The 25,535-nt window shown below is 58.5% G+C and carries 14 protein-coding genes and 3 pseudogenes; 9 read left to right on the top strand and 8 right to left on the bottom strand.

The genetic code is table 11. The annotated features are described in order from the left end of the window. Positions 1-240 precede the first annotated feature (240 nt). The 3 genes from QFZ40_RS07250 to QFZ40_RS07240 all read left to right on the top strand — a co-directional run bounded on the left by QFZ40_RS07250 (position 241) and on the right by QFZ40_RS07240 (position 9,719). Positions 241-3,846, top strand: coding sequence for a bifunctional glycosyltransferase/CDP-glycerol:glycerophosphate glycerophosphotransferase (locus tag QFZ40_RS07250; protein WP_306903627.1), 3,606 nt, complete (start codon positions 241-243; stop codon positions 3,844-3,846). Between the two features lie 98 nt (positions 3,847-3,944). Next, positions 3,945-7,763, top strand: a complete 3,819-nt coding sequence (locus tag QFZ40_RS07245; RefSeq protein ID WP_306903626.1) for a CDP-glycerol glycerophosphotransferase family protein — start codon at positions 3,945-3,947, stop codon at positions 7,761-7,763. 165 nt (positions 7,764-7,928) lie between these two features. After that, positions 7,929-9,719 carry a glycosyltransferase family 61 protein gene (locus QFZ40_RS07240; protein ID WP_306903625.1) on the top strand — a complete coding sequence of 597 codons (1,791 nt, stop codon included), beginning with the start codon at positions 7,929-7,931 and terminating at the stop codon, positions 9,717-9,719. Positions 9,720-9,742: 23 nt separating this feature from the next. Here the strand turns inward: QFZ40_RS07240 and QFZ40_RS07235 are convergent, their stop codons facing one another. Then, entirely contained in the window at positions 9,743-9,994 is a 252-nt protein-coding gene (locus QFZ40_RS07235; RefSeq protein WP_373427406.1) for a transposase, read from the bottom strand. Between the two features lie 177 nt (positions 9,995-10,171). Between QFZ40_RS07235 and QFZ40_RS07230 the strand changes: the two genes are divergently transcribed. After that, positions 10,172-10,378, top strand: coding sequence for a hypothetical protein (locus QFZ40_RS07230; RefSeq protein ID WP_306903623.1), 207 nt, complete (start codon positions 10,172-10,174; stop codon positions 10,376-10,378). A gap of 16 nt (positions 10,379-10,394) precedes the next feature. Here the strand turns inward: QFZ40_RS07230 and QFZ40_RS07225 are convergent. Then, a pseudogene (locus QFZ40_RS07225) lies at positions 10,395-10,826 on the bottom strand (IS110 family transposase); the annotation flags it as partial. 370 nt (positions 10,827-11,196) lie between these two features. Between QFZ40_RS07225 and QFZ40_RS07220 the strand changes: the two are divergent. The 3 genes from QFZ40_RS07220 to QFZ40_RS07210 all read left to right on the top strand — a co-directional run bounded on the left by QFZ40_RS07220 (position 11,197) and on the right by QFZ40_RS07210 (position 14,332). After that, the gene (locus tag QFZ40_RS07220; RefSeq protein WP_306903622.1) at positions 11,197-11,526 is read left to right on the top strand and encodes a hypothetical protein; all 330 of its coding nucleotides are present in this window, start codon (positions 11,197-11,199) and stop codon (positions 11,524-11,526) included. 45 nt (positions 11,527-11,571) lie between these two features. Further along, complete coding sequence (locus QFZ40_RS07215; RefSeq protein ID WP_306903621.1) at positions 11,572-12,309, top strand: transposase; 738 nt, start codon at positions 11,572-11,574, stop codon at positions 12,307-12,309. A 265-nt stretch (positions 12,310-12,574) separates the two neighbouring features. Continuing rightward, the gene (locus tag QFZ40_RS07210; protein ID WP_306903620.1) at positions 12,575-14,332 is read left to right on the top strand and encodes a glycosyltransferase family 61 protein; all 1,758 of its coding nucleotides are present in this window, start codon (positions 12,575-12,577) and stop codon (positions 14,330-14,332) included. A 269-nt stretch (positions 14,333-14,601) separates the two neighbouring features. On the opposite strand, the pseudogene QFZ40_RS07205 reads toward QFZ40_RS07210, so the two are convergent. After that, positions 14,602-14,800 (bottom strand): annotated as a pseudogene (locus QFZ40_RS07205) (IS110 family transposase); the annotation flags it as partial. Positions 14,801-14,802: 2 nt separating this feature from the next. Here QFZ40_RS07205 and QFZ40_RS21740 point away from each other — a divergent pair. Both QFZ40_RS21740 and QFZ40_RS07190 read left to right on the top strand, forming a co-directional pair. Continuing rightward, positions 14,803-15,822, top strand: a pseudogene (locus QFZ40_RS21740) (ISL3 family transposase); the annotation flags it as partial. Positions 15,823-16,044: 222 nt separating this feature from the next. Beyond that, positions 16,045-16,203: a hypothetical protein gene (locus tag QFZ40_RS07190; RefSeq protein ID WP_306903618.1), complete on the top strand. Its 159-nt coding sequence runs from the start codon at positions 16,045-16,047 to the stop codon at positions 16,201-16,203. Positions 16,204-16,271: 68 nt separating this feature from the next. Here the strand turns inward: QFZ40_RS07190 and QFZ40_RS07185 are convergent, their stop codons facing one another. The 5 genes from QFZ40_RS07185 to QFZ40_RS07165 all read right to left on the bottom strand — a co-directional run bounded on the left by QFZ40_RS07185 (position 16,272) and on the right by QFZ40_RS07165 (position 25,390). Further along, entirely contained in the window at positions 16,272-18,494 is a 2,223-nt protein-coding gene (locus QFZ40_RS07185) for a fibronectin type III domain-containing protein (protein ID WP_306903617.1), read from the bottom strand. A 356-nt stretch (positions 18,495-18,850) separates the two neighbouring features. After that, the gene (locus tag QFZ40_RS07180) at positions 18,851-20,398 is read right to left on the bottom strand and encodes a glycosyltransferase (RefSeq protein WP_306903616.1); all 1,548 of its coding nucleotides are present in this window, start codon (positions 20,396-20,398) and stop codon (positions 18,851-18,853) included. A 38-nt stretch (positions 20,399-20,436) separates the two neighbouring features. Next, entirely contained in the window at positions 20,437-22,299 is a 1,863-nt protein-coding gene (locus QFZ40_RS07175; protein ID WP_306903615.1) for a glycosyltransferase, read from the bottom strand. A 99-nt stretch (positions 22,300-22,398) separates the two neighbouring features. After that, positions 22,399-23,679, bottom strand: coding sequence for a UDP-N-acetyl-D-mannosamine dehydrogenase (wecC, locus tag QFZ40_RS07170; RefSeq protein ID WP_306903613.1), 1,281 nt, complete (start codon positions 23,677-23,679; stop codon positions 22,399-22,401). Continuing rightward, on the bottom strand, positions 23,660-25,390 hold the full coding sequence (locus tag QFZ40_RS07165) for a glycosyltransferase family protein (protein WP_306903612.1): 1,731 nt from the start codon (positions 25,388-25,390) through the stop codon (positions 23,660-23,662). Before QFZ40_RS07165 ends, wecC begins: the two co-directional genes overlap by 20 nt. Positions 25,391-25,535: the final 145 nt, after the last annotated feature.

The following is a 25,535-nucleotide window of genomic DNA, read 5'->3' as shown; positions in this document are numbered from 1 at the left end:
GTGTATTGGATGTCAAAAGCGTTAAACTGCAAGAAATTGCGCAATAAGACCCCGGCTGCAAACAAGACGAGAGAATCGAATTCAAGAATGCCAAGTCCGAAGCAGAACCAAGCAATAGCTGCCTTGAGGGCAACCGCTGAGAGAAATCTTCGGCGCGTCTGGCGGGCATTGCCTCCCGAGCAGCAAAAGAAGATACGGGCGGTTGCTCATCCGGCGAATAGGGCAAAGGTCCAGCGTGCCGTGACCGCATCCGCCGTCGCACCCCTTCAGCAGCCGCAGCTCTCCGTCATCGTCCTACTGACGGACCACGCAGCCGATCCGTCCGGGACGCTGCGCAGCCTGGTGGGCCAAAAGCCTTCGGCAATGGAAATGGTTGTTTTGGATACGTCTTCGGCCGGAGTGGGTCGAGTTCAGGTGGAGGAGTTTGCCAGGCGGGACGGTCGGGTCAAGTACCTCGCGCTTCCAGAAGCCCGCGAAGAAGCAGCCCGTGCACGCGCCGTGGCTCAGTGTCAGGCCCCGTATTTGATGTTCCTGATGGCCGGGGATGTGGTCGAAAAGGCCAGCCTCGACGTCATGTTCCGGTCGCTGCGTGAGACCGGCTCATCCTTCGCCGTCGGTATGACGGGGATAGTTAAAGGCAAGACCAGTACCACGCTGGCGTGGCAGACGGAGATCCATGCGGAACCGTGGCCTGCCGCAGCCGTTTCGGACGTTCCGGGGATTCTGCTGGACGGTGCACTCTCCAACAAGGTCTTTGCCCGGGACTTCTGGACGTCGGCATCCGCCGGCATCGCAATGGACCGGGAGCACTGGCAGTACGAGGCGGTTCCGACGCTGTACTTGCGTGCACATTCGTTCGACATCTTGGATCTGAAGGTCGCTGACACGTTTGGCGACGCTTCCGTACGGCCTCCGGTGCGCGAACTGCTTTGCCAGACGGAGCAACTCAATGACCGTCTTCACCGCTTAGAATCGCTGGCTGCAGTGGTCCGTGAACTTTCCGCACCGGACGTCTACCGCCGTTGGCTATCCGAAGAACTGGGCAACGGGCTGTTCCGCTACTACGAGGTGGTTCCCCGAACCGAGACTGCGTACTGGGAAATGCTGCACGCCACAGTCCGTCGTCTCGGCGAAGGCCTCGAGCTGGACTGGGATGTCATCAGGATCCACAACCGGCTGATCCTCTCGGCGGTCCTCGCGGACCAGCGCGAGGACGTTGTTAGGATCTGTAACCACCGGAGCGACTACGGTTCCAGCTTCCCCACCCAGGTCAACGAATCCGGCCTGCTGGCGCAGCCCAAATACCTGAATGAACTCTCCAGTTACGACGCGGCGCTCCTGCCTTGCCGCGATATCGACCTTCGCCTGATGAGCAAAATGACACACTTCGCCTGGCAGGCCGACGGCCGGCTGGAAATCGGCGGTCATGCGTATATCTCGTCAGTGGACCCGATTGATGGGAATCTATCGATCGGAGTGTCGCTGGTAAACTCCGGCAGCGACGAAAGCATCCCGCTGGACGTGCAGCGCCACACGGACAGCTCCATTGACTGGGAATCCAACGACAACTGGACCTCCTACACAGAAGCCGGTTTCAGCACTGCCATCGACCCGGCCGTGATGCTGGATGGAAACGGAGCCGGGGAACCCGCCAGTTGGCACGTTCTCCTGACTGTCAGTGCTGGCGGCAAGACGCTCGCGGCGCCTCTGACGCGCCGGGATCTCACCGGATCCACCGGCCAGCTGCCGGTGGGCCCGATGTCGGGCACGTCCCGAATGGCCGTGGAGATGCGCCCCGCGACCACGGGTCTGACCTTCATCCCAGTCACTCCGCTGTATGCCGCCACCGCCTTGGACCTGACAGGCAGAACCCTGACACTGACCGTAGAGGCCCGGAATGCCCCTGTCGCCGCAAAGGTCTCCATCGAGTCCGGCAAGCTCGGCATCCGGAAGACTGCGACCTGCCTAGGTGTGAACGGCAATCAAGCGGTTTACGCAATCGATGTTCCTGTACTGGGAGCGGGCGCGGCCGCGACCGCGGAGTATGAATGGCAGCTGCGCCTAGACAGTGGGTTCAAGACCCCACAGCCGGTCGCCTGGCAGGAATCATCCACCGAGCTGGAAGCCCAGTCCGACCAAACCCGCAGCCTCAGACTGGGACTAACCGGTTACGGCTTTATTCGTCTCGAGGAGCGGAAGAATCGCGTTATCGCCTCGTCTTTGGAGGTGTCCGCAGACAGGCGGACCCTCCGGATTGAGGGCACCGCGGACCTGTCGGTGATCCGTGCGCCGCGGCTTGTCCTCTCCAGCGGTAAGGCAATAATCCCAGCCACCGACGTTGCGCTCACGGTCCGTACCAACGATGGGAGCAACTCCTTCACCGCCGATTTCCTGCTGCCCCAACACCCGTGGGAGGGCGACGAAGTGATGCCGGAGGCCGGCGCGTACAGTGTGCGCTTCGTTCTCCCAGGAGTGGATGACCATGTGGGGCACTGGTTCCCGGCGTCGCCCCAGCTGCAGACGCAGATGCCCCGCAGGATCCCGGCTGACCGGCTGGAAATCGGCATAAGCCGTTCCCCGAAGGCCGCTGCCCTGACCATCCACCTCAGGCCTCCGTTTGCCGCTGATGAGATAGGCAGGTTCGGACAGCAGTCGCTGCGCACATCCGTAACGGCTGCCGTGGACACGGAAAACGAGCAACTCGCTGACGCCATCCTGTTCATGTGCTTTGGCGGACGACGCGCGACGGACAGCCCGCGACGCGTCCTTGAGGAATTCCAGCGCAGAGGAACCGAGTGGCCCATGTACTGGGCTGTTGCTGATTTCTCTGTTCCGGTGCCCGAAGGAACCGAACCGGTGCTGATAGGTTCGCGGCGGTGGTACCGGCTCCTGACCGAGGCGCGGATTCTCATCAACAACAACAATTTCCCGTTCTACTTCCGCAAACGCGAGGGGCAGGTCTATATCCAGACCTGGCACGGAACCCCGCTCAAGAAGTTGGGCAACGACGTCGCCCGGACCAATTTCTCGCTTTCGTACTGGAACCTGATGTGGCGGGAGGCAGAGTACTGGGATGCCCTGCTTGCGCAGAACGAGTACGCCGCTGAGGTCCTGGCCAAGTGCTTCGGCTTTGACGGCCGGGTTGTGGCTGAGGGCTATCCCCGTAACGACAGCCTGACCCGTGAGCGGATGGAACTGAACCGGCCGGAGATCCGCCGTCGGCTGGGCATCCCGGAGGGGAAGACAGCGATTCTTTATGCGCCCACTTGGCGCGACGATGCCAAGAACGCTTCAAGGCAGTACGAGATGGTCACTTACCTCGATTTCGAAACGGCACAGCAGCAGCTCGGCGACGGCTACGTGGTGCTCCTGCGCGGACACCACAACATAGCGGGCCAGCGGCAGACGGCAGCTAACAAGTTTCTCATTGATGTAACTGAGTACCCGGAAGTCAATGATCTTTATACGGCTGCGGATATTCTGGTGAACGATTATTCATCGGTCATGTTCGATTTCTGTGTGACCGGCAAGCCAATTGTCTTCCTGACGCCGGATATCGCCCAGTACAGGGACGAGACCCGGGGTTTCTACTTCGATCTGGAAGAAAAGGCTCCGGGCCCTCTTCACAACACAACAGAGGAAGTAGTCAGGTCCATCAAGAACATCTCGGCCGTTTCACGCAGGTACGCTTCCAAATACAGCGAGTTTGTTGAGACCTTTGCGCCGAAGTGTGATGGAAACGCCACCCAGCGGGTGTTCGATGTTCTCTGGGCGGATTGGCCGGATGTCCAAAGCATGCCGGTCCCGGTGGGATCCAGCCACTCATCCTCCCTGACAGGGAACTAGGCGGCCCTGGCCGCGATCGCGACAAAAATGCAAAGATTTACCAGCCGCCGGCCGGTTCCACCCCATGGCAGCCACGACCTTAGGATGCAGTACACATCATGAACCCCGAGCTAAATACGATCGAACATGGCCGTCTTCTTGAAGAGCGAAGAGAATGGTCAGCCGCGATCGAGGTCTATGCCGCGCTGCTGGACGACGCGAACGGACTCGACGCGGAGCTGGCATTCCGTCTCGGGCATGCCCACTTCCATCTCCGGCAGTATCAGGAATCAGCCGAATTGCTCCAGAAGGCTACGGTGCTGGCACCAGACGTAGCCGCTTGGCATTACCGGCTGGGATTCGTCCAGGAGCAGTTGGGGAATTTCGACGCCGCCGTGGCAGCCTACAAGACCTCCCTTGCGTTGGAACCTGGAAGAACCCGATGGGTACACCGACTTATCGCCGCTGAGGCGTCGGCAGAACAGGCAGCCGAAGCGTCTCGTGAACTGCGTCGCGCCGAACGCCGCCGCCATAGGGAACGGGTAAGGCAGCTGGTGACCAGCAAGGCCCCTCTGTGGCAACAGATCGAAGCACTGAACGAAGGCCTTGCCACGAACGACGACGATGCTGACTGGCTAATCCAGCTCGCTGATGCACAGTTCTCGATGAACAGGTTCGCTGAGGCTTGCGAGAACTATGCGGCGGCGGCGCTGCTGAAACCCGGACAGGCGGACCTCCACTTCCGTGAGGGCTGGTGCTGGGAACTCCTGGAGCAGCCGGGGAAGGCCCGGCGCGCCTACCAACAGGCTATCGCTGCGGATACTGAGCTGCAGGCGAGAGCCTTCGGCATCGGAGTGTTCTTCCAGAAAAGGGGTCGATGGGTAGCCGCCGCGGATGCCTTCAAGAAGGCCCTTCGTCATGAACGAACGTCCCCCGAGCTGCATTACAGGCTTGGGAATGCTCTCGCGCGTTCCTACAAGTGGAGGGATGCCATCGAATCGTTCCGGACTGCCGTGGCTATGGATCCAGCCGTCCCCCAGTGGCATTACCGCTTGGGGTTTGCCCACGAGCGGCTCGCGGAGTGGAACGAAGCTGCTGCCGCCTATGAATATGCAATTGCTGTAAGTAGCCCCGCGCCCTCTTACTGGTGCTATCGCTTGGGTTACGTCCTTACCCAGGCATCCGAGTTCGAAGGAGCATGTTTGGCGTTCGCCGCTACTCTCAAACCCAAAACTGACCTTCTTGACACCGTGATTGACCAACCAATCAGTGCCTATGAAGAGAGAGTGCTGGGCGACGTCGTGGATGCCGCTCTTCGATCCCAGTCGGCTCAACGGTGCTTGGAGGCCGGAGAACGCCTGCAGTTCCGTGGACTGCGCCTACTCGCAGCGAAAGCCTTCGACGCCGGCGTCAAACGGCTGGAAAGCCACTCCCCCAATGACTATTACCGATTGGGCCGGGCACTTCAGGACCTCGGAGACTTCGAGCCGGCATGCCGTGCATATCTGGAGACACGCCTATTCAAACGTGCACATGGCGTCGACACCTCTGCGTACCTGAAGAACAAAGAGGTCAAGCAGTCGATGATTTACACGGAGTACCTTGAAACGCTTCCTCTGCTGCCCACAACCGTGCTCTACGAGAGCAGCCACGGCGACTCGGTTTCGTGTAATCCATTGCAGATTTTCCGAAACCTCTTGGCCGATCCGCGATTCGACTCTTGGACTCACATTTGGGTACTCAATGACAAGGACCGAATTCCATACGAGCTAGCTGGCCGGCAGAATGTCATTTTTGCTGCCCGCGATAGCGACCTTTACCTGCGCTATCTGTCCACGGCCTCGTATCTGATCAACAACAACACCTTCCCGCCCTATTTTGTCCGGCGTGAAGGTCAGAAATACCTCAACACATGGCATGGGACCCCCCTCAAGACTTTGGGCCGCGATATCCAAAACGGATTCATGGACCATAGAAATGCTGCCAGAAACTTCCTGCATACGACCCATATGATTGCCCCGAACCAGTTCACCGCAGAGTGCCTCATAGACAAGTACGACGTCACGGGCATTTTCGCTGGAAAGCTGGCGGTCACGGGGTACCCACGCGTTGACGCGACAGTTGGAGCCAGTGAACAGCAGAAGCTGGAACTGCGCCGTCACCTGGGGATAGAGGATGGTAAGAAGGTCGTGCTCTACGCACCCACTTGGCGCGGCTCCCTCGGCTCACTCGAGACAGGCAGCATTGACGTTCTGAGCGTGATGCAGGAGCTGGAGACCCTGGACTGTGTGCCGCTTTACCGAGGCCACGCATTAACGTCAAAGGATGGGTCCGCACGCTCGCTGGACAACTTCGTCGTTCCGGACGACGTCCCCACGAACGACCTGCTCGCCGTCGTGGACGTGCTCATCACCGACTACTCCAGCATTTTCTTTGATTTCATGGCGACAGGGCGGCCCATCGTCTACTTTGCGTACGACCTTGACGAATACGCTGCCCAGCGCGGACTGTACTTTGAGATGGAAACGCTGCCGGGCCGTGTGTGCGTCGAAACGGCTGGGCTGCTAAGTGAAGTCGCAGCCGCTCTTCAGGATGAGGGGTCCGCAGACGAGAAGTACTTGCGCGGCATAGAAACGTTCTGTGCCATCGAAGATGGATCCTCCACTCAACGAGCGATCGACTTCTTCTTTTTCGATGCGGCCGAATGTGTTGTTCCAACGGATCGGAACCCGAAGCATAAGGTGCTCTTCTACCAAGGTTCGTTCATTCCAAATGGCATCACCACGTCATACCTGAATCTTGTCGGAAACGTGGACAGCGTCAGCACCCGCATGTTCCTGGCGATTGAGCCGTCCAGCGTCAAGTCCGAAGAACGGCGACTGGAAAAGTTTGCCCAGCATCCCGAGCATGTCCAGGTCTTGGGGCGAGTCGGCGGCCAGCTCGTGACTGCGGAAGAACGATGGGTTATCGACAAGTTCAACGCCACCGGCGATCTCGCATCTTCCGAGCTCTGGGATATCTATGACGGGGCATTCAGACGAGAATTCCGTCGTATGTTCGGTGACGCGAACTTCGATTCAGTGGTTTGCTTCGAAGGCTATGCAAGGTTCTGGGCAGCGTTGTTCGCCAACACGACCAACCCGGCTGCCCGGAAGTCCATCTATCTGCACAACGACATGCACAGAGAGTGGCGTCATCGCTTCCGCTATCTCGAATCGATGTTCCGGCTCTACGGTAAGTACGACCAACTTGTGTCCGTTACCAAGAGCGTCCATGAGGAGAATGTTAGGCAACTATCAGAAAAGTTTGATCTCCCGCCAGCCAAATTTGTCTACTGCAACAACGTGGTAAGCGCTGCGGAAGTGAAGGAGCTTGCTGCCCGTCCCCTTGAAGACGATCTGTGCGAATGGATGGGCGCAGGGGCAACACAATTCCTAACACTGGGACGTCTATCCCCCGAAAAGGGTCACGCCAAACTGATTAGGGCGTTCGCGGAGGTCGTACGAGCAGCGCCAAATTGCAGGCTAACCATACTAGGCGACGGGCCGCTGGGGCAGGATCTGCAGGATTTGATAGAAGACTTGTCAATGCAGGACCATGTGCTCTTGGCCGGGCTACGTCTCAATCCGTTCCCTGCGCTACAACGTTCCGAATGCTTCGTTTTTTCATCGGATTATGAAGGACAGGGCCTCGTTGTCCTTGAAGCTTTGATTCTTGCAAAGCCTGTCATCTCAACGGATGTTGTGGGCCCGCGGAGTGTTCTTGAGGATGGATACGGTCTCCTGGTGGAGAATAGTATCCGGGGGCTAGTATATGGAATGAACGCGTTTCTAGGCGGAGAGTTGGAACGGGAAACGTTCAATTACCGCTCTTATCAGGACGAGGCGATTACGAAGTTTGAACTTGTAGTGCTAGGAATAAGCGGAGAAACCAAATAGCGGGAAAGAACACTCCAATGTCGTTCATCCGGTGTGGCGACAATTGTGAGTTATTAGAGCTTCGGCCTGACCGGATCCCCGCGCTGTCTGCTGGGGTATAAATTACACGTGCGAAAGAGCTGATTTCTGTGCAAATGTTTTTCTCCGTCCGACGGGATTACTTCTTTGTCGCGACCTAAAATCGAGCCGGACGTTTCGGTTTCACTCGAATCAATCGGGCGGCTGAATGGAATCGACCAATCTTCAGTCAAGCACAATTATCTCGGGATCTATGAACAACAACTGGCCCGACAAGAAGTGCCTCTCACCGATATAGTGCTCATCAGCGGAAGTAATGCAGTAAAGACAGCAAATACGTTCGCCGCGTATTTTTCCGATGCAACAATTCACGTCTTGAGCACAAAGCATATCGCCGGGGACGAGCTCCTCATGCTGTTGTCTAATGTGGATTTAACGATTTGTCGTGACATCGATTCAATACACGAAGCATTGATACTGCGTCCGCGTCCGCAAGTGATCATTGACGACGGGGATAACAAAAAGAGTCAAAAGATTAATCTCTTTCGAGAGCTTTTTTTCTACTTGCCCGAAGGAGGGCAGTACATCGTTGAGGACCTTCACGCGGCGTACATAGATCAACTCGTCGACGTCGATGGTGACGATATTGCGACCCTTATAGAGCGTCTGGTCAGACACAAGCGATCACCAAGAACCGTATTGGCTGGCACTTCAGCGGACGATTTGTCTCTATCGCGAGCGATACAGAGTTACACATCATTTGGAAAGATTGCCTTCGTGACCAAGGCGGGGGACCATCTGTACAAATTGAGGGAACATCAAACGAACGCAGCCTTGGAGGCAGCATCCACAGATACATGGGGCTCTCGTATTGACGCCATTCCGGCTCGAGAATGGGAATCTCGAGCACGCGTCTCTTCGAACAGACAAGATCTTCGGCAAAGATTCAAACAGAATCTGCACGTGCCCGACTTGCAGTTGCGGGAATACTTGTGGGCCACATGCCAAGCACGGCAGGTTTGCACCCTTGGAAGCTTCCTACTTCCGGACAGTTTTCGACATTCGGGGGCTAGACGATTGAGTAACGTGGCACTTGAGGATTCGAGCGCCAGATTTGCACAAATTAAGCCTAAAAATGAAAGGAGAAGTCTAAAGGGCACTTTCTTCTATTTAGACACAGAGTATCCCGGCCACTTCGGACACGTCATGACAGAGGTAGTGTCTCGGCTCTGGGGCTGGATTGAGGCACGACGAGTCTTCCCTGATATCAGGGTTCTGGTTAGTCTCGCCCACGACCAGAAGTCCATACCGACTTATCAAGCCGAGATATTGGCGACGTTTGGTATTGAAGAATCGATGATTGAGTATATTTCTCCTGATGAGGAAGTCGTCGTGGAACGACTGGTTGCTGCGACCCCCCAGTTCAGCAATCCTAACTGGAGCGACACCGCTTTGAGTACCATATGGGGAAATATTCGTGACTCGTTGGCTACCACTAGCATTGAACTTCCGGAACGCATATTTATTTCGCGAAAGCAACGGGCCGTTCGATCGTGTAACAATACGGCACAGCTGGAGGCTCTCTTTGAGGAGAACGGTTTCACCATAGTTTTCCCCGAGACCCTGAACTTTAGAGAGCAGGTTGCCATCTTTTCTACGGCCAAGGTTGTAGCAGGTTTCGGCGGTAGCGGTCTTTTTGGCACCATGTTCGCTAAAGAAGCTGGAACACGAATTGTGATTGCTGGTGAGACGTACATTGCGATGAATGAGTACCTGATATCGGCAGTTCTCGGGGATGATCTACACTATTTCTGGTGCAAGTCCGACAAGAAGTATCCGCCGGGCTTATGGACGGCTGAAGCGTTTCGGTCAAATTTCACATTTGATTTCGAGGCTGACGGCGAGCGGCTGACAACTCTGCTGAATGACTTGGGCTAAATCGAAATTCAGCTCCTCGCGGTTCATAGCTCTTCGCGGTTTGCGCCGTTTGATGCGGTAGGGCGGTGGCCGCCGGCTGCAAGTAGGCAGGTGCTTCTGTAGTTTGTGAAGTTGCCGAAGCCACGGGCGATTCTGCGGGTGGTTTCGATGACGGCGTTGATTGCTTCGGTGGCGCCGTTGGCGTCGGAGTGGGCGGGGATCGCGGTCTTCCATTGTTTGAGTGCGCGTCGGAGGCGAGCGACTTCCGGGATTGGGCAGGTCGGGAAGGATGCCATGACTTCGTTGACGAGTTTCGTGCCGCGTTCCGGTTCTGGCGTGATAGATGTCCGAGCTTTTGGGGCTCTTCACGGTTGATGGTGAAACAGGTTCCGTGTCTTGAAAGCTGAAGGGCTCGTAGCCCTGCTGTGATGGATGTTCTCTACGCATTCATCAAGAGTCAGGAGCTACGAGCCTTGAACGAGCCTACTTCCCCGCGCGCCGATGCTGCCACCGCCATCTTCAACCTGCCCGACCACCGCGTCACCAGCACCGAGATCCTGGCCTTCGGGCAGCGACGGATCCACGTTGAAGCAACCGCAGAGGCCGGCTGCCCGTCCTGCGGAGTGATCAGCACCCGGGTACATGGCTCTTCACGGTTCGTGGTGAATGTTCTGCCGTGATGAATGTTCATGCCGCCCAGATCAGTGACTGATGAGAGCGTGCCAGGACTTTGACTTCTCCGGCGGCATCACTGTCACTGGTGATCGGGCGGTGATGAGCGCGGTCAGTTCGCACCAACTGGGCTAACACCAAGGCATCGCCTTTATCACTCTTCGCCCCAGAGGTCCCGTGCCGTTCTCGGTACCGGGCGGCCTGCAGCGGATTGACTGCAAAGACGGTGTAATTGGCCGCCAACAGCGCGGCAACCCACGGGCCGCGGTCCGTTTCGATGCCCACCATTACCTGGCCGGACCCTTCCTGGTCCAGATGATCGGCGATCAGTCCATGCAGAGCTTCGATTCCCTTGACACCTTCTGATAGCCGGCGGCGAGCCAGCAGCCGGCCTTCCTCATTGATTAGAGCAACATCGTGGTGCTCCTCGGCCCAATCATCACCGACGAATAGCATCTGCAGCTATCCTTTCCAATCGCGTCCCACTGTCCCCGAGCCGCCTTGGAGAAGGAACCAGCTGCGACCTAATGGATCAGTGCTCGACCGGCACGACATCCCACCAGCGCTTTCGACCTCCTCGCTCACCGGCAGGGGCACGATCTTGATATAGGACTCCTGAGGAAAGCGTCCAGGCTCGTATAGTGCTTACCTACCAGCGGCTCGGATACCAGTCTGTCCCCGAAAGAGCCAGCCGGTACACTCCCATTAGGCTCGTAGCTCCTGACTCTTGAGGAATGCGTAGAGAACATCCATCACAGCAGGGCTACGAGCCCTTCAGCTTTCAAGACAGGGAACCTGTTTCACCACCCACCACGAAGAGCCGGTTATGGTCGAAACGGATCAGCCGCCTGGCTGCCCGAGCTGCAGTGTCATCGCATCGCGGCGGAAGGAACGCCGCCTCCAGCGGCTCAGGGACATTCCTGTCGCCGGTCCGGTAAAGGTGCTCTGGTCCAAGTACCGCTCGTACCGCTGCGAAGAGACGGCCTGCGACCGGCTGTCCTTCTTCGAATCCCCCGGCAGGTGCGGCGCCGTGCGCGCTCGACCGGCCGGCTCCGGGACCACCTCGTGGCTGCTGTCATCGCTCTGGCCGGGCCGTTTCGGAGACAGCCGCCGGGTTCGCCGTGTCCTGGTGGATGGTCCGGGCGGCGCTGAATGAAGCCTGTCTACTCCGGCTGCCGGACGTGGATGCGCTCAGCCCCGGATGCTCTGTATTGATGAACACCGGTTCCGGTCCGTGCGCTACTTCCAGAACGCCGCCACGAAGGCCGGGCCGAGGTTCGAGTCCTGGATGACGACAATCCTGGACCGGGACACCGGCCAGGTCCTGGGTGTCCTGGTCGGCCCCCGACCACAAGGGCGCCGGGACTGGCTCTTCGCCCGCCCGCTTCAGTGGCGCCTGGGCCGGCAGGTCGTGGCGATCGACCCTTCCGCTGAGCTTCGCAAGGCGTTGCGGATGTGGCTTCCACGCACGGCGGTAGGTGTCGATGCCTTCCATCTGATCTCGTTGGCGAACCAGGCCGTGACCGAGACCCGGCAGAATCTTGCCCAGCAGGTCAAGGACCGGCGCGGCCGGGCCGTCGACAAGGCCTGGGCCCACCGCATGCTTCTCCTGCGGGGCGGGGACACACTCAGCTGTAGGGCCGGCCGTCGGCTGGATGAGGTGTTCGCCGTTGACGATCCGACCGGAGCCCTCCAAGCAGTCTGGCGCATCAAGGAACAACACAGGGCCCTTCTGCGCACCGGGTCCCTGGAGGACGCGGCGGCAGCGAAAACCGAACTGGAGGAACTGGTCAAAGCAGCCCGCACGACCGGAAACGAACAGGCTCTACCGCACTGTCTGCCGGTGGTAGAAAGAGATCAAGGTGCTCATCATTACCGGAGCTACGACAGGCAAGGTAGAAGCCAACAACACCGCCATAAAAAAGTAGTGCCCCATTAGCGTGGTGTAACGGCCCGGCTGCGGGCGTGTTGTTCCCGGACTTGAGACGGCCATCGCGTGATTCTTGGAAAGACCGACCAAAGTCTTCTCTCAAGTGGACAACACTGGAATCAAGCACATCGAACGCACCGATTGCGGGCCAAGTGGCGATCAAAGCCAGCATTGGACCCACGTGGGGCTTGGACTCTCTCTGCGCACTCTAGGATGGTGAGATACCGATTCGCTGGAAAAGCTAGCGCACGGAAACAAATGGAGGACTCCAAAATTGGCGATCAGCTTGGACGACATCGGGGTGCGGAATAAGATCGATCAAGCTTCTGGAGGCCACAACTACCTCAAGCATTACGAGTCACTGTTCGCTGGGCTTGACATTCGGCGGCTTGCGATCGTCCTAGGCACCAGACCAGTGGCCACTGCCAATACGTTCGCTGAGTTCCTCCCAGACGCGACCGTAACCGCTATTAGCTACGCGCCAGTTGATGATCTCGCCCGGCTGAGGTCAAACGTGCGGATGTACCCGGCGGGGAACATGGACCGAATGCACAGAGCGCTGGCAATTGCCTCTCCCTACGACGTCCTTATTGAGGACAGCCCCAACCGCAAGAGTCAGAAGAGAGAGATATTCCGGCTGTTCTTCCCAGCGGTCCGTAACGGGGGGCTTTACATCGCTGAGGATCTTCATGCGAGCCACATCCCGTCCCTTCTGGACGACGACAAAGAGGATCTGTGGCAACTCGTTAGTCGCCTATTGACGCTCAAGGCCTCAGGGGGCAAAACCCCGGCAAATGCAACGGAGGATGATCTGAACCTGGCGCAGGCCATCGGCCGAGTAGAATTCGACGGAAAATTCCTCGCCCTCGAAAGACGCGGCGAAACGCTAATCAAACTTCGGCATTCGGAAGCCAACAGCCTCCTTCAGGATCGCTATGGCGATACCTGGGGAAGCGTCCTATCTCGGCTACGGTCGACCAAAGTGACTTCCGACGCCCTTGTTACAGCGAACAAGCTCGACGTGGCCCAGCGGAAGTACCCTAACCCGATAAGTGTGCCGGACCTAGACGTCCGCGAGTATCACGACGTTGTAGCCGTGCCGAGACAGATCTTGCTGAAAGATTCAACACTCCTGCCCGACTCTTTTCGGCTTGCTCTCCTGGGCCGGCTGGGCAACAGCGCGCTCAGGCCTCTGAATCACTACTTCTCTTGGTCCCCGGAGTCCACCGCGGAGCCCGAGCGACTTAACGGGCAATACTACTATCTCGACCTCGAAATGAACCGACACTTCGGCCACTTCATGACGGAGGCCATCCCCCGCCTTTACGCTTGGGACAATGCGAAGGAGCAGAATCCAGCACTGAAGGTGTTGATGAGTTCCCCGACACCGGAAGGGAATCTTTTGCCCTACCAACTGGAGATCCTAACGGCATACGGCATATCCCAAGGGGACATTCAAACCTTCCTGTCACCAGTGCACGTGGATTCCCTGATTGCGGCCACGCCACTCTTCCACAATATGAAGTACGTACACCCGATGCTGCGGGAGACATATGAGCGCTTGGGTCGGGAACTGCGGCTGGACACCGGACCGACAGGCGAGCGCATTTTCGTTTCCCGCCGACCCGGAATGTGGCGGGAGTGCCTCAACATGCCTGAACTCGAAGCTGTCTTCATCGAACATGGCTTCAAGGTAGTTTACCCGGAGGAACTCACTCTGCGTCAGCAAGCCACCATGTATGCCAACGCCAAGGTTGCTGCCGGTTATATCGGATCAGGCCTGTATGGCACCATGTTCAGCAAAACGCCAATGGACATCATTGGCTTTGTGAACACATCTTACCTAGCTACAAATGAGTACTTCATAGCAACCGCCCTCGACCACCGAATGCACGTTTTCTGGTGCGAGGACATCAAGGGCAACCGGGATGTCGACGCCGCCGGTCGCCCATTAGGAGGGACTAACCATGACTACGAGTTCGACTTTGAACGGGATGGCGAGACGCTGAAGAGGCTTCTAGCAGGACTCTAAGTGCAAAAAGATACACTATGAACTCGTCCGTGGAGAAGGTGCCACGAAAGGGAGCTGCCCCCGTCTTCTTTGACTCTTGGATTCGGTCTTCTTAGTCGACTTTGAGGTTACTTGGGACTTTCCCCGGTTTTGTTGACTCCTTGACCTAGCGAGCTTGTGCTCGTGGAAGGATGTTGACCATGCCGACGGCTTATGGGGCGGAGGTCCGCCAGGATTTATTGATGAGGCCCGCAAAGGGCGAGGCGCCTTTGCGGGCAGATTGCGAAGGATTTCGGGCTGTCGGTCATGATCCTTGCGTCTTTCGCGTCGGTCTTGCCATCTCCGCGGTAGGTTGCTGCGGCGTAACGCACGATCCGTCCAGGAATATAGAAGCAGTTGCTGGGCGTGGGAGGCCAACAACTCGATCAACAGGGCCGCGCCGCGGGCGTTCAGATCCGTGGCCCAGCAGACTTCGCGTCCGGCCGCGATCCCGCAGGACATTCACGGAGGAGACTGATCAGGTCCCGCCCAGGGCGGGGTCGACCCGGAGGCTCCGGGGCGCCCTGGTGGCTGCCGTGATTGGATCTGGACGGGCCGCGGCGGAGGCGGCTATCTCGTTCGGCGTCTCGTGGTGGCTGGTCCAGCGGGCTCTGGATTCCGCGGCGCTGACACTGCCTGACGTCGATGCCTGGCACCGCGGATGCTCGGGATCTATGAACACCGCTACCGGTCCGTCGGTTCTTCCGCGACCCGGCCACCAAGGCCTGGAAACGCTACGAACCCTGGATGACCCCCATTGTCGATCTGGACACCGGACAGGTGCTCGGGATCGTGGACGGCCGCGACAGCGAGGGCGTCAGGGACTGGCTGTTCGCGCGTCCTCTGCGGTGGCGCCTGGGCGTCCAAGTCGTGGCGATCGACCCCTCCGCGGCGTTCCGCAAGGCCCAGCGGATGTGGCTGCCACGAACCGCGGTCTCGGTCGACGCGTTCCACCTGGTCAAGCTCGGCAACGACATGCTGACCGAGGTCCGGCAACGGCTCACGCAGGAGGTCCATGGCAGGTGGGGGACGATCCATTGACCCGGTCTGGGCCAACCGGTGGCTGTTACTCCGGGCCGGGGACACGCTTTCGGATCGGGCCCGGAACAGGCTCAGTACCGTGTTCGACACCGACGACGCCACTGGGAAACTGCAGGCTGCCTGGCTGGTCTAAGAGCAACTCCGGACGCTGCTCGCCACGGGATCCCTCGCCGATGCGTCGGCCGCGAAAGACCGAATGCAGGCCTTGGTAGAACAGTCCGCGCAGCCGGAAACGAACCGGCTCTGGCGCACGTGTCTGCCGGTGGTGGAAAGAGATCGAAGTCCTCATTGTCACCGGCGCGACAACGGCGAAAGTGGAAGCCAATAGCACCGCGATCAAGCACATAAAAAGGACAGGGCCGGGATTCACCAAAGCATGCAACTGCAAAACGCGTATCCTGTTGCGCAGTGCCGCCAGAACAGTGGTATGAACGTCCGTCACGGCAGAACATTCACCACCAACCGTGAAGAGCGCGCGCGTCAGGTGCCAGGTCGTCGCGCGACCGGATCGTGGGCGCCAACCGCGAAGAGCGCGCCGGGCGGCTCTTCGTGGTTGGTGGGGATTTGGTTTCGTGTCGCAGCTGAAAAAGGGGCCCGTGGTCCTGCTGGAATGAGTGTGTCGAAGCATTCAACCAGGAACAGGACCACGAGTCTTGAACGAGCCTACCGGGGTGGGAACTGACGCTGCCAGCAGCATCTTCAACCTGCCCCACTACCGCGTCAACGGCGAGGCGCCAACATGCTGGCCTACGTCGACCGCCGCGGCACCAGCAACGGACCTACCCGGCCTGCTCGACACCGGCAAGTTCTGAGGCGCCTACACCCTCATCGGCGATGAACCATGCAAGCGGCCAACAGCCCTGTGCCGCTATCAGGTTTCCTAGGGAAGCCCCACAGTGGCTACGACCATGTTGTGGTCAGACGGAATGATTCCCACAAAGTTGCCGGCACTGTCAACGTTGGCTACAGTCTCCCACTGCGACACTCGCATCTTGGATGTCAGGATGTAGTCGATGTAGGAGCCATTGGCCGCCTTATTAGAGGTGCCAGGAGCCACAATATTGTAACCGTTCCAGCTGTCGAGAAATGCGTTGATGCGTTTTTCTGCAGTGGCTGCCATGCTGGGGAAGTCCTGCCAGTAGTCATTGCCGAGCGGATCGATAAGTCCGAAATTGGTGAAGACGTCGTAGGGCGCATTGGAAGGTTTCTGCCACTTGCTCGAATTGAGATCTCCGGTCATGAGTATTGGAAGACCGGCAGAGTTTTCCTGCCTAATGACACTGACGATCGTCTCCGCCTGTAGCTTCCGGAGTTCATAGAATCCCTCGGCTTTACTGGTGGACAGATGAGTATCTCCGAAGAAGAAGAGCTTTCCGGTCGATTTCTGTTTGGCGATTGCCCACGCGAAGAATCTTGGGTTCTCCGGAACGCTGGCCACCGGAAGTGCTTTCGAACCGCTTTTGACTATTTCCACCGCCGTGGGGTTGTAGAAGATACGCGCCCCCTGCGAGGCACCCTGATCGGCATAAACACAGTTCGTCGGAGTCGTGGAGTCCACGCAGTTGTTGCGTTTGTTGTTACTGACCGCGTAGTTGGCTCCGGCACTGTTGAGCCGTTGGAGCAGATCCTCGAACTGGGAGAGCGACACCGTTTGGCCGGGCTCGTTCAGCCAGCCCTGGGATGCCTCCTGGACGCCGATAATGTCCGGCATCCTTGACTTGATATTGGCCACGACGGCGCCGCGGCGCTCCGACCAGGGCAACGGATTGGCCGTGTCTGTGTCCTCGGGCGTACAGGTTGCGCACATGACGTTGTAGCTCGCGACCTTCAAAGGATTGGTCAGGGCCGGTGGTGCCGGCGGCTCCGCTTTGGTTGCGATACTCAGCACCGGCGTATAGGCGCTGAGGGCAGTTCCGGCATCGTCAATTACCCGAACCTGGAAATAGTAGGTTGTGAGCTGGTTCAGGCCACGGATTTCCGCCGTGTTGGTTCCTGCATAACGGCGCCATTCGGCGTCGGACATATCGGGTTTGGTGGCAATCGCTAGCCGGTACCCCGGTGCATTGGGTACGGGGTTCCATGTCAGGTTTGCCGTGCGGTAGGTGGTAGTTGCACTGAAGCCGGTCGGAGTCGGATACGGATCAACAGGGGTAGTAAACGTAAATGGGGCAGAATAGGCGCTAAGGCTTTCTCCTGCCGATCCGATAACCCTGACTCTTGCGGAATAGCCTGTTTCGGGCGTAAGCCCGTACGCGACTCCGGAAGCCGCCGTGAACCGTCTGTAGATCGAGTCGCTCATGTCCGGCTTGCTGTAAATCTGTACCCGGTATTCGGGAGCGTTGGGCACCGGGTTCCACGACAGGGAGACGGAGGTCGCGGCAGTGGCTGTGGACTTCAAACCGGTAGGTACCGCATAGGCAGGTGCGGCTGCGGTGGTCGCCGTCACGGGTGCTGAATAAGCCGTCAGTGACGTCCCCCCGTCAGCACTGATCCCCCGCACCCGGAAATTGTACGCGGTGCTCTTCACCAGATTAGGGATAACCACTGCAAAGTCGGTAAACCGGTAATACACCGAATCAGCCATGTCCGCCCTGGTATAAACCTGCACCCGGTACTGAGGGACGTTCGCCGATTTAACCCAAGACAGGCTCACAGTCGTATCCGTCTGACCCGTGGACTTCAAACCGGTAGGCACCGCATAGGCAGGTGCGGCTGCGGTGGTCGCCGTCACGGGTGCTGAGTAAGCCGTCAGCGACGTCCCCCCGTCAGCACTGATCCCCCGCACCCGGAAATTGTACGCGGTGCTCTTCACCAAATTAGGGATAACAACAGCCGAGTCGGTAAACCGGTAATACACCGAATCGGCCATGTCCGCCCTGGTATAAACCTGCACCCGGTACTGAGGGACGTTCGCCGATTTCACCCAAGACAGGCTCACAGTCGTATCCGTCTGACCCGTGGACTTCAAGCCCGTTGGCACCGAATATGCTGGATCGTAGGCCACGGATGCGGGAGCGACCGCGAGGCCCAAGACGATTAAGAGTGCTGTGAGCGCCGCGATCGGCAGCTTGCGCATGGCGCCGCGAAAACGTTTGGTCTGCATCTAAACCCCCAAGTAGAGATCACCCGTTCCGATTTCCTGTCCGGAAGTGATCCTGCGTTGAACTCTAAAGATGCTCTAGAAAGAACCTGAGACGAGTCCTTCCCCACATCGGCACTAGGCCCCGCGGGCGGGCATCCAGCCTCGCGAGGGCGGAGATTTTGGTCCATCCACGCCAACTATCGATACGAGACAAGACCATGTTACCGGGCAAGGCGCAGGGTTGACGCAGGGAAAGCCCAGCTGTAGCGCAGGATCTTGCGAGGATTAGTCGACTGGCGCCAGTAGCATGTCATCACCGGTACTTCCTACACGACGATTGTTGTTCCGAAGCCTCTGGCGGGCCGCAACTGGTTCACTCATGTGACCGGTTGCGCGTCTTGAAATGGACCCGTAATCCAGCGGGGATCCGTCGCCCAGGTCGCCCCTCCAAGCTTTCTGTCTACTGCTGCCCGCATTGCCGTCCCCCAGGTCTGGACCACCAGCTCATCATTGAACGAGTGTGCTCTGGAGACTGCTGCTCGACGCATGTTCTTGAGATCTTCGGCGTCCATGTCACCTATTAGCCGGATCTTCTCCGCCATGGCAGGGATATCGCCGGCGGGTACAAGGAAACCATTGACACCGTCCTGGATAATATCCGCAGGACCGTAGGGGACGTCATAAGAGATGGGAATACATCCCACGCTCATCGCCTCTATCAAAACCAGTCCCTGGCCCTCGAGTTTGCTGGTCAGCAGAGTAAATGAAGCTCGCTCAAACTCCTGACGTGCGTCTATAGAGTAACCCCGAAGAGCGACGTGACCCTCCAGGCCGCTTGACTGAATCAGCCGCAATAGAGCGGCATGGTCAGGGCCTTGGCCGTAAATTTCCAGCCTGTAGTCTAAATCAGAAGACTCCCCTGCCTTGGCTACAGCGCGGATGGCGTGGTCCAACCTTTTGCGGCCCGTTAAGGCGCCTAGAACGATTCCCAACTCGGCGATATGGCCGTTCTCCGGCTCGGACAACGCAGGAAAGGATCGGCTGTTCGGGATAACGCAAGTGTTCGGTGGATTGTCGAAGACCAGATCCACATCTTTCTTCTGGCTCTCGGTTAGGAAGACCACGGCGTCGAAGGAATTCAGCCGCTCAAACACGTACCGTCGTGTTGGGCTTAGCTCGCCGTGTGGTGGAAGTGCGCCACTGGCCATGTGCGAGTTGTGCACCAGATGCAGTGTCACAACATTGTTCCGCCGATAGCGGGTCATGAAGTTAGCGGTCGACTTGCTGTCAACAATCATAAATGACTCTCGACCCGCAACAACGCAGTCAAGCCAGAACAGGTAAAGAGGCCAAACCTGGTTCCAGGAGGCTACTGGACGGCCGTCCAGACCGCAGAGGGTTATCAGTCGTCCACCAGCTGTTCCCTTAGCTTGAACATCTCGCCGGTCCGTGACCATAAGTGAACCGTCCGGGCGGAAATAGTCAATCTGCAGCTCAGTCTTTTGATCAGCCGCATAGCGGATCCGGCGCCGCAGGAGACCGGCGAATATTTCATCCGCTGATTCCTCGCCCGGACCGATAGGCGAGAACTCGCCTGTTACGTTCTTACCTGGTTTCGACGAGGCCAGTTGGCTTTCACTGAGCTCGCCGAGTTCTTCCCAGAGGTTCCGCAGCCGAAGTCCCGGAATCAACTCACCGGCAATCTCTAGTTCACAGCGAATCTCGCTGTAGTCAACTGACCATTCAAAGGTCAGGACGTCCACGGGGACGCCTGCTTCCTGGATGAAGGCCCTCGACCGGTGAAGCAGGGCATTTGTCATGCCGCCGTACTCCATGGGAATGCCCCAGGTAATGGCGCAATGGTAACCAGCGGGAAGGGGCGGAATGCCGGGTGCTTTGTCTTCGCGCGCGTCCTGTTTATTCATTAGCATTCTCCGAGGGTTTTAGATTAAGTCTGGTGTAACTACGGCAGGGGCGGGCTGACAGGGCGCAGGCTGAGGTTACCGTGCACTGTTCCATAGACTTCCATCCGCGTGGGGGCTGGGAGGCTGTAAGGCAGCCTCGACTTTACACGACGGCCCAGAAGCTGGGTTTCAAGTGTGGCGTCAGCAATGGAGTCGCTCATCGCCTGCATGACATCAGGAGTGAAGCGAAAGACGATGGAAAATGAACTGTCGGCTGTTTGTCCCGTCGTGTCGGCAGACACCCTGAAGAATAACTCGCCGCCCCGGCTTCTAATCCGACAAGAAAAACCAGGTGCATCCGTGTCCAGGCCGTCCCTGTCATAGGTCACATGAGCGGTCACACGCAAATCAAGCGTCCCGTCGGACCAGGTTCCCCATGCAGTGTCGGTGACAGCCACCTGCACTTCCGGGGAGGGGAGCGCCTTTCTCGTTGCCGCGGCTGTCAGCGCCTGAGACCACATGGAGACAACGGGCTCGTCGGAAAAGTCGGCCGCCCTGGATATTGCAGCCTCCCTTAACTTCGCCTGCTGTTGGGCAGGTAATGCCAAGAATTCAGCCACGCACTCGGCCAGGGCCCGCTCATTTCCGTATTCAACAATGTAGCCGTTGACACCGTGCGTAATGATGGAAGACGGCCCATAGTGAACGTCGTAAGCGATGGGTATACAGCCGGCAGACATGCTCTCCAAGATCACCAGACCAAACGATTCAGACGAACTCGTCAGCAAGGAAAACGAGGATTCGGCGAACACCTTGGCTGGTGAATGAGTGTGGCCCTTCAGCTGAACCAACGAGGAAACACCCAGCCGGGCGATGAGGCTTTCCAATTTTGGACCTTCAGCACCTTCGCCGTAAATGGCGAGGCTGGCAGTGCATTGGAGGCGGTGGTTTACATCGGTGATCGCACGAATAGCGTGATCAATCTGTTTGAGCGGCCTCAGTTGGGCCAAGAGGACACCCGCGGTGGGATTGCGATCACCCCTAGGCCGTGCGGACACCGCCCGGCTATTCGGAATGACGTGCGCGTTGCCGATGTCTCCAACCCGCGCCTTAATATCCTCGGCCTGCATCCGGGTGAGGATCACGACACCGTCGAAACTGTCAAGGCGGGGGATTATCACTTCGCCGGAGCCAGACAGCGGCGACGCTGGTCCGATTGCTGCAGTTGCAAGGTGGGAATCATGAACCATGAGCATTACCGTCGCGGTCGGCCGTCGATAGGTTTTCATGAACGTCGCGGCGTGCTTGTTGTCCACGATAAAGAATGACTCCTTGCCCTCCGTCAGGTGATCCAGCCACGAGCGGTACATTTCCCACGACGACCTCCACTGCTCCACCGGCAGTCCCTGGCCGTTGCAGAGGGTAATCGAGCGGCCCCCATAGACACCCGGGTTATCAACATCGCTACGGTCCGAGAGGAATAGAGTTCCGTCCTCCCGGAGATAGTCGGTCTGCAGCAGCGTGGTACCGTCGGAGGAGAATCTCTGTGTCCTGCTGCGTGGACCGCCTTCTACCGTGACAACCGGCGTTCCTGTTTCACCGAGCGGACTGAAGCCGATGAGATCCTCCAGTGGGAGAGCGGGAGCCGCGCCAGCAAGGTCGGGAAGGTCTTCCCAAATATTTCGGATAGTCACACCATCGACGAGTTTCCGCTGTTCGGTGAGCGTCTTTCGAATTTCTTTGTAGTCCCGAAAATTATCGAATGTCAAAATCTCAACCTGGGCGCCGCCTTCGGCCACAAAAGCCCTCGATCGGTGCAGCATGGCATTTGTCCTGCCGCCATGCACCACAGGCACGCTCCATGTTACGGCGAAATGCTTGCCGGCAGGCAGCACCGCCGACTTTTCAATTCGGTTTTGCATTGTTCTCCCCGCGGCGAGTCGCTTTCGGGCGCCCTGCACCGTTTTTTTCGTATACTTTTGACACAAAACTATCAATACCCTTGATTCATGTCCGCCTCGTCAGCGCCAGAATCCTCGGGTATCTATGACCTTCTTGTCCCCCAGAAGAGCCGGTTCAATATCACGGAATTTGTCGTGGTCCACCAACAGCACCACCACGTCGGCCGACTCGATGGCGCTGTACGCGTCAACGAGGCGGATGTTGGAGAGAGCGGCGAGCTCCTCGGGCAGGTGATCGGTGTGAGGCGCCACCACCAGAATCACATTGTCCGGGTGCAGCGTGGCCACGCGTCGCACGATCTCCAGAGCCGGTGACTCACGGACGTCGTCGATATTTGCTTTGAAGGCAAGCCCAAGGCACGCGATGACGGGATGCTCCAGGTCGCTGACAGCTTTGCGGATCTGGTCGACAATGTAGCCAGGCTTACCGTCATTGACTTCGCGGGCGGTCCGGATCAGGGTGGAATTCTTGGGGTCGGCCGTCACGATAAACCAGGGGTCCACCGCTATACAGTGGCCACCGACGCCGGGACCGGGCTGAAGAATATCGACTCGGGGATGACGGTTGGCCAAGCGGATGAGTTCCCACACGTCAATTTCCAAATTATCGCTGATGACGGACAACTCGTTTGCGAAGGCAATGTTGACGTCGCGGTAGGCGTTTTCCACTAGCTTGGTCATCTCAGCCGTTGCAGCGTCGGTAAGATGAATCTCGCCCTGGCAGAACACCCGATAGAGCGCCGCCGCAGCCTCGGCAGCCTCGGGAGTAAGCCCGCCCACCACGCGGTCGTTCGTCACCAACTCGATCATTATCCTGCCAGGCAACACCCGTTCGGGACAGTGTGCCACGAGGAGCACAGGCCTGCCGCTCTGGCCATCGAGGCTGAGGTCAGGACGCATCCCCAGAATCAGCTCGGCGAGCCGGCGCGTGCTCCCGGGGGGAGACGTGGACTCCAGAATCACCAGTTCACCGCCGCTGAGCTTGGGTGCGATAGCACTGGCGGCGGCGGCGATATATGACATATCCGCAGACTTGTCTGCCTTGAAAGGCGTCGGCACGGCCACGATGTAGGCATCTGCGCTGGGAGTTTCGAGCTGGGCCCGAAGCCTGCCTTGGCTTACAGCGCCCGCGACGTGGATGCTCAAGTCAGGCTCCACAAACGGCACATGGCCGTTATTAACGGCGTCTACGGTGCTCACATTAACGTCGACGCCGATCACTTCTAGGCCGTTGGTGGCCAGGATGGCCGCTGTTGGCAGTCCGATGTAGCCGAGTCCAACGACTGCGACCGTCTTAATCGGGACCTCACTCTCAGTAGTTTTAGATGTCAACATGTTCATGTAGCTTTCCATAGAATTTGAGATCACCGGAGGCAAGCAGTTCCACGTCCTCGATCTGCCAGGTGTGTCCGTCTCCGGTGCGGACCTGGAAGTAGTTAAAGCGATCCGCCGAGTAGATACTCCTGCCGGCGTCATGGGCGGCCCGCAAAAAACCAGTGTCCTCCCCAACGGCGACATGCTGGAACGGATGGTCGTTGAACACCTCCCTTCGAGCCATGATGGTGGGCCCCATCACGAAATCAGTGAATCGGTGCTCCCTGGCAGCGAACCGAAGGATCGCGGCATTCGACCTCTGGAGATGCATGTAGTGTGCCTGCTTTCCCACAATGTCGGCGCCGGAATAAGATAGGGCATAAAGCTGGTCGCTCAGGTAGTGCGGCCCGTAGTGGTCGTCATCGTCCATCTTCGTGAGAACTTCCCCACCGGCCGCGGCCGCACACCTGTTCAGGCACTCCCCCAACGATATTTCCCGCGGCGCCTCAAGGAGAACCACATTCCGGAGGCCGGACCCCTCGGAGAGTTCTGCCAGGCGTTCCGAGGAGATCCGGAAACCGTGAGTGAGCAGCACAAGTTCGGCGTCCACCCCGCGCTGTCCGGCTAGATCGCGGAAGACACGTTCCAGGTTTTGGGGTCTGATAGTAGGCAGCAGAACGGAGACGGTCGGCTGTCTTATGACCCTGGTCAGTGCGGGCGCCGCGCACTGCAACACCGTATCCACCCGGTGGGAGTAGGTATGGTTTGTCCAAATCGCACGCTGAGCCAGATGCGCCGTGCGATCGTTCAGCTCGGGACTGGAAACCAGCGCACGTGTGAGGTGCTCGGCTTCCTTGCGGGTGGTGGCCACGGGCACCGCCTCCGGGGTGAAGAACCGTTGCATTGCCTTACTGGGTGCGGTGACGACAGGCGTGCCGGAAGCCGAGATCTCGAAGACGCGCCTGGCACACATGCTGGGCGAGTCAACAACGGAGTTGACGTTGAGAAACACCTTGTACGCCTTGTAGGCGGACAGTGTCTGAAGGTAGCTCAACGAGCCGACCACGCGTGAGTCCAGCGGTGCGGGGAACTGGTATTCCGGGCTGCCGCCAAGCTGCCGGGAGAATATTTCCAGACCCGTCCCCATCCGGACCGACGCGTCCAGCGCCCCACCGAGCAGAAGGTCCATCTGTGCCCGGCGCTCGGGATACTTGTGCGCAAAGTACATTCCAGCAAAAGCAACGTCCCTCTTGTGCCAGCCATGCCCAGGCCTCACCGGGTTGTGGATCGCCGGTTGCGCGGCGAACGGAAGCACAGCGACGCGTTCGTGCCCGAGATCCACCTTGTACTGCGCGATACGACCGGAATCGGATGTGAAGACCTGATCAAAAATCCTGGCGGCGGGCAGGAAGTCGTCGTAGTGCGGCGGGTCTTCTTTGTTCCAAAAAACCGTTGGGATCCCCCGCTCGCGGCACCAATGGACCAGATCGCGGAACTCGTCGCTGGGCCCGCTGGGACCAGCTAGTTTTCCACGCCACAGTCCGCCGTTTCCGGACCATGCCGACTCCACAAACAGGAGATCAACGGCCCCGGCCGCGAGGTCGTTCCGCCAGGTGTACGGATGGACTGGCATGGTGGTCCACTCGTAGCCGAATGCCAGCGCGGAAAAGTCGTCCAAGATCACCGCAGCGCGGACGTCGGGTCGGGACGGCCGCGGTTGTGGCAGTCTCGCCGGCATCAGCGAGAGCCTGCGCTTGCGCCTCCTGCCAGTCCAGGCCGCTTCCACACCTTGCACGTTTCGCGGTGCGGCAAAGCCCTGTTCGATCCGTCGGCGGGAACGCCAGGTATTGAACTGCGTTGGCCCTCCCCTGCGAAGATGCCAT

It is taken from the genome of Arthrobacter pascens (assembly GCF_030816475.1).
Lineage (GTDB): Bacteria > Actinomycetota > Actinomycetes > Actinomycetales > Micrococcaceae > Arthrobacter > Arthrobacter pascens_B.
Note: the sequence above shows the minus strand (reverse complement) of the source record. Positions and strands in the feature narration are given on the sequence as shown.